1 protein-coding gene, 2 tRNA genes and 3 rRNA genes are annotated in these 5404 nt (G+C 51.1%); all 6 read right to left on the bottom strand.

Translation table 11 applies throughout. The features are described 5' to 3' along the window. Positions 1-2: 2 nt before the first annotated feature. Positions 3-114: ribosomal RNA gene (gene rrf, locus WAA86_RS15315) — 5S ribosomal RNA — on the bottom strand. A 123-nt stretch (positions 115-237) separates the two neighbouring features. Continuing rightward, positions 238-3063: ribosomal RNA gene (locus tag WAA86_RS15310) — 23S ribosomal RNA — on the bottom strand. Between the two features lie 182 nt (positions 3064-3245). After that, a tRNA-Ala gene (locus WAA86_RS15305) sits at positions 3246-3319 on the bottom strand. Positions 3320-3444: 125 nt separating this feature from the next. Then, a tRNA-Ile gene (locus WAA86_RS15300) sits at positions 3445-3518 on the bottom strand. Positions 3519-3608: 90 nt separating this feature from the next. Then, positions 3609-5126 (bottom strand): 16S ribosomal RNA (locus tag WAA86_RS15295). Together the 16S, 23S and 5S rRNA genes with 2 tRNA genes alongside form the textbook arrangement of a ribosomal RNA operon. Positions 5127-5208: 82 nt before the next feature. Continuing rightward, a partial coding sequence (locus tag WAA86_RS15290) for a hypothetical protein (RefSeq protein ID WP_337301895.1) occupies positions 5209-5404 on the bottom strand: 196 nt, incomplete at its 5' end.

Raw genomic sequence — 5404 nt, 5'->3', positions numbered from 1 at the left:
AAAAAAGGCGGCGACCTACTCTCCCACTTGGTATAGCAGTACCATCGGCGCTGATGGGCTTAACTTCCCTGTTCGGAATGGAAAGGGGTGGGCCCCATCGCCAGAGCCACCTTAAGTTTTGAGTGCACGCTCCTGATGTGCACTGTTGCGCGTTGGCGCAACGAATATCGTTAACATAAAGGGACAGGGTGCGTCCTTAAAAAAGGACGCCACGGTAATACAATTCACGGGGCGCGGTTGCGCAAGTCTACGGGCAATTAGTACCACTCGGCTACGACATTGCTGCCCTTACACCTATGGCCTATCAACGTGGTCATCTCCCACGGCCCTTTAAAGAAATCCCATCTTGTGGCGGGTTTCGCGCTTATATGCTTTCAGCGCTTATCCCATCCCAACTTAGCTACCCAGCAATGCTCCTGGCGGAACAACTGGTGCACCAGAGGTTGGTCCAACTCGGTCCTCTCGTACTAGAGTCAGATCCACTCAAATTTCTAACGCCCGCAGTAGATAGAGACCGAACTGTCTCACGACGTTCTGAACCCAGCTCGCGTGCCACTTTAATGGGCGAACAGCCCAACCCTTGGGACCTTCTCCAGCCCCAGGATGTGACGAGCCGACATCGAGGTGCCAAACCCCCCCGTCGATATGAGCTCTTGGGGGAGATCAGCCTGTTATCCCCGGCGTACCTTTTATCCTTTGAGCGATGGCCCTTCCATGCGGAACCACCGGATCACTATGCTCTTGTTTCCAACCTGTTCGGCCTGTATGCCTCTCAGTCAAGCACCCTTGTGCCATTGCACTCTACACACGATTGCCAACCGTATTGAGGGTACCTTTAGAAGCCTCCGTTACTCTTTTGGAGGCGACCACCCCAGTCAAACTACCCACCACGCACTGTCCTCCCAATAGGGAGTTAGGCCCCGAATAAGCAAAGGCTGGTATTTCAACAATGGCTCCACAACGCCTGGCGACGCCGCTTCACAGCCTCCCAGCTATCCTACACATTACTTACCCAGGGTCAATACGAAGCTATAGTAAAGGTGCACGGGGTCTTTTCGTCCCACTGCGGGTAATCGGCATCTTCACCGATACTACAATTTCACCGAGCTCATGGTTGAGACAGTGTCCAGATCGTTGCACCATTCGTGCAGGTCGGAACTTACCCGACAAGGAATTTCGCTACCTTAGGACCGTTATAGTTACGGCCGCCGTTTACCGGGGCTTCAATTCAATGCTTCTCCGAAGATGACATCTCCTCTTAACCTTCCGGCACCGGGCAGGTGTCAGGCCCTATACTTCATCTTTCGATTTTGCAGAGCCCTGTGTTTTTGATAAACAGTCGCCTGGACCTCTTCACTGCGGCCCCCCATACAGGGGGCGACCCTTCTCCCGAAGTTACGGGTCTATTTTGCCTAGTTCCTTAACCATGAATCTCTCGAGCGCCTTAGAATACTCATCCCAACCACCTGTGTCGGTTTACGGTACGGGCTGCTTCACTTGGTTTTCTCGGAGGATGTTATGCTGGATTATCACCTTGGCCGAGGCCTCGGTGTACTATCGGGGTGTCACCACTCCCTTCAACGTACTATTCCGTCAGTACGCACCAACGCCACATCCCCGTCACTTTTAACGTGAGCAGGTACCAGAATATTAACTGGTTGTCCATCCACTACCCCCTTCGGGTTCGTGTTAGGTCCCGACTGACCCCCAGCTGATTAGCATAGCTGGGGAAACCTTGGTCTTTCGGCGTGCGGGTTTCTCGCCCGCATTATCGTTACTTATGCCTACATTTTCGTTTCCATCCGCTCCAGCATGCCTTACAGCACACCTTCGGCGCAAATGGAATGCTCCCCTACCCATCTTTCGATGTCACAGCTTCGGTGATATACTTATGCCCGATTATTATCCATGCAAGATCGCTCGACCAGTGAGCTGTTACGCACTCTTTAAATGAATGGCTGCTTCCAAGCCAACATCCTGGCTGTCAATGCAATCTCACCGCGTTTTATCAACTTAGTATATACTTGGGGACCTTAGCTGGTGATCTGGGTTCTTTCCCTCTCGGACATGGACCTTAGCACCCATGCCCTCACTGCTGACCATCATTTTATAGCATTCGGAGTTTGTCAGGAATTGGTAGGCGGTGAAGCCCCCGCATCCAATCAGTAGCTCTACCTCTATAAAACTATATGTCAACGCTGCACCTAAATGCATTTCGGGGAGTACGAGCTATTTCCGAGTTTGATTGGCCTTTCACCCCTACCCACAGGTCATCCCAAGACTTTTCAACGTCAACGGGTTCGGTCCTCCACTGTGTGTTACCACAGCTTCAACCTGCCCATGGGTAGATCACACGGTTTCGCGTCTACCACTGCTAACTAAAGCGCCCTATTCAGACTCGCTTTCGCTACGGCTCCGGACCTGAAGTCCTTAACCTTGCTAGCAACGGTAACTCGTAGGCTCATTATGCAAAAGGCACGCCGTCACACGTAAACGTGCTCCGACCGCTTGTAGGCGTATGGTTTCAGGATCTGTTTCACTCCGTTATTCACGGTTCTTTTCACCTTTCCCTCACGGTACTGGTTCACTATCGGTCTCTCAGGAGTATTTAGCCTTGGCGGATGGTCCCGCCAGATTCACGCAAGGTTTCACGTGCCCCGCGCTACTCAGGATACCACTATCGGTAACGATCTTTACCTGTAAGGGGCTATCACCCTCTACGGCCAAGCTTTCCAACTTGTTCCAGTTCATTACGCACCAAATGTCGTGGTCCTACAACCCCGATATTGCCGAAACAACATCGGTTTGGGCTAATCCGCTTTCGCTCGCCACTACTAACGGAATCACTATTGTTTTCTCCTCCTCCGGGTACTTAGATGTTTCAGTTCCCCGGGTTTGCCCATCTTGCGATGTACTAGTCCTTCAAACTAGTGGGTTGCCCCATTCGGATACCTGCGGATCATATCGTGTGTGCCGATCCCCGCAGCTTTTCGCAGCTTATCGCGTCCTTCTTCGCCTCTGAGAGCCTAGGCATCCCCCATACGCCCTTATTTAACTTGTCGCACCTGCTTCGCCTTGCGGCTAGGCATGCGCCCTCGTAATTTAATTCGTATTAATTTCCATGACGTACAATCATCCCTGGTGGTATAATTGTACGCACTTTGTCCCAATATGTCAATGAACGTTTCGGCGAGGATACTAAGTGATGAATTTGATAACATCCCTAATACCGTCTTGTGCCGTTGTGGAGAATATCGGAGTCGAACCGATGACCTCCTGCGTGCAAGGCAGGCGCTCTAGCCAGCTGAGCTAATCCCCCATTTCGAAATTCCGGATACTGAACCCTGAATCTTTAATGAGTAGAACCCTCTGCTCCTAGAATTTCCTTCAATCTGTCAATCAATGAACTTTTTTCAAGCTTGTCCCCTGCCGGGGGGCCTGTTGTAGTCTCAGGCAGACTCGAACTGCCGACCTCTACATTATCAGTGTAGCGCTCTAACCAGCTGAGCTATGAGACTCATTATAGTTTATTGTTCTTTAATGGTAAAACAGCAATTTTGAGAACGGGTCTTCCAATAGGACCTTACTCCTTGGTCGTCTTTCTCTAGAAAGGAGGTGTTCCAGCCGCACCTTCCGGTACGGCTACCTTGTTACGACTTAGCCCTAGTTACCGATTTTGCCCTAGGCCGCTCCTTGCGGTGACGGACTTCAGGCACTCCCGGCTTCCATGGCTTGACGGGCGGTGTGTACAAGGCCCGGGAACGTATTCACCGGATCATGGCTGATATCCGATTACTAGCGATTCCAGCTTCACGGAGTCGAGTTGCAGACTCCGATCCGAACTGTGACCGGTTTTATAGATTCGCTCCCTGTCACCAGGTGGCTGCTCTCTGTACCGGCCATTGTAGCACGTGTGTGGCCCAGGACGTAAGGGCCGTGATGATTTGACGTCATCCCCACCTTCCTCACGGTTTGCACCGGCAGTCTGGCTAGAGTTCCCGACATTACTCGCTGGCAACTAACCACAGGGGTTGCGCTCGTTATAGGACTTAACCTGACACCTCACGGCACGAGCTGACGACAACCATGCAGCACCTTGTGATCTGTCCGAAGAAGGCTCTATCTCTAAAGCTGTCAGACCACATTTAAGCCCTGGTAAGGTTCCTCGCGTATCATCGAATTAAACCACATGCTCCACCGCTTGTGCGGGCCCCCGTCAATTCCTTTGAGTTTCATTCTTGCGAACGTACTCCCCAGGTGGGATACTTATCACTTTCGCTTGGCCGCCCAGGCTTGCGCCCGGACAGCTAGTATCCATCGTTTACGGCGTGGACTACCAGGGTATCTAATCCTGTTCGCTCCCCACGCTTTCGTCCATCAGCGTCAGTATATGGTTAGTGACCTGCCTTCGCAATCGGTATTCTATGTAATATCTATGCATTTCACCGCTACACTACATATTCTAGCCACTTCACCATAACTCAAGACTACCAGTATCAAAGGCAATTCTACAGTTGAGCTGCAGACTTTCACCCCTGACTTAATAGTCCGCCTACGGACCCTTTAAACCCAATGATTCCGGATAACGCTTGGATCCTCCGTATTACCGCGGCTGCTGGCACGGAGTTAGCCGATCCTTATTCTTACGGTACCGTCACCGGGCTACACGTAGCCCTTATTCTTCCCGTATAAAAGCAGTTTACAATCCATAGGACCGTCTTCCTGCACGCGGCATGGCTGGATCAGGCTTCCGCCCATTGTCCAATATTCCTCACTGCTGCCTCCCGTAGGAGTCTGGTCCGTGTCTCAGTACCAGTGTGGGGGATCTCCCTCTCAGGACCCCTACCCATCGTAGCCTTGGTGTGCCGTTACCACACCAACTAGCTAATGGGACGCATACTCATCTTATGCCGTGACCTTTAATCGAAAAACGATGCCGTCTCTCGATACCATGAGGTGTTAATCCAAATTTCTCTGGGCTATCCCTCAGCATAAGGCAGATTGTATACGCGTTGCGCACCCGTGCGCCGGTCGTCAGCGGAGCAAGCTCCCTGTTACCCCTCGACTTGCATGTGTTAGGCCTGCCGCTAGCGTTCATCCTGAGCCAGGATCAAACTCTTCATCGTTGTATTTTAAATAATTTCCAACGACCAAGAAAATCCGATCTTCCGGCCCATTCTCAAAATTTTAATTCGGACATCACAATCGCTATAACTGTGACATCCTACGCTGTCTTTCCAATATGTTAAAGAACTTGTCTATTCTTGCTTTATTCTGTCGCTCTGTCTCCCAAAGCGGGTGCAAATATACAACCCTTTTTGTTCCCCGCAAATAAAAAATGAAAAAGTTTTTTTTATTTTTTTTCGCCGCTCCAGAACCTTCAATGAACACGGCCTCTCGACCG

Source organism: Sediminicola sp. 1XM1-17 (assembly GCF_037203765.1).
Taxonomy (GTDB): Bacteria; Bacteroidota; Bacteroidia; order Flavobacteriales; family Flavobacteriaceae; genus Sediminicola.
Note: the sequence above shows the minus strand (reverse complement) of the source record. Positions and strands in the feature narration are given on the sequence as shown.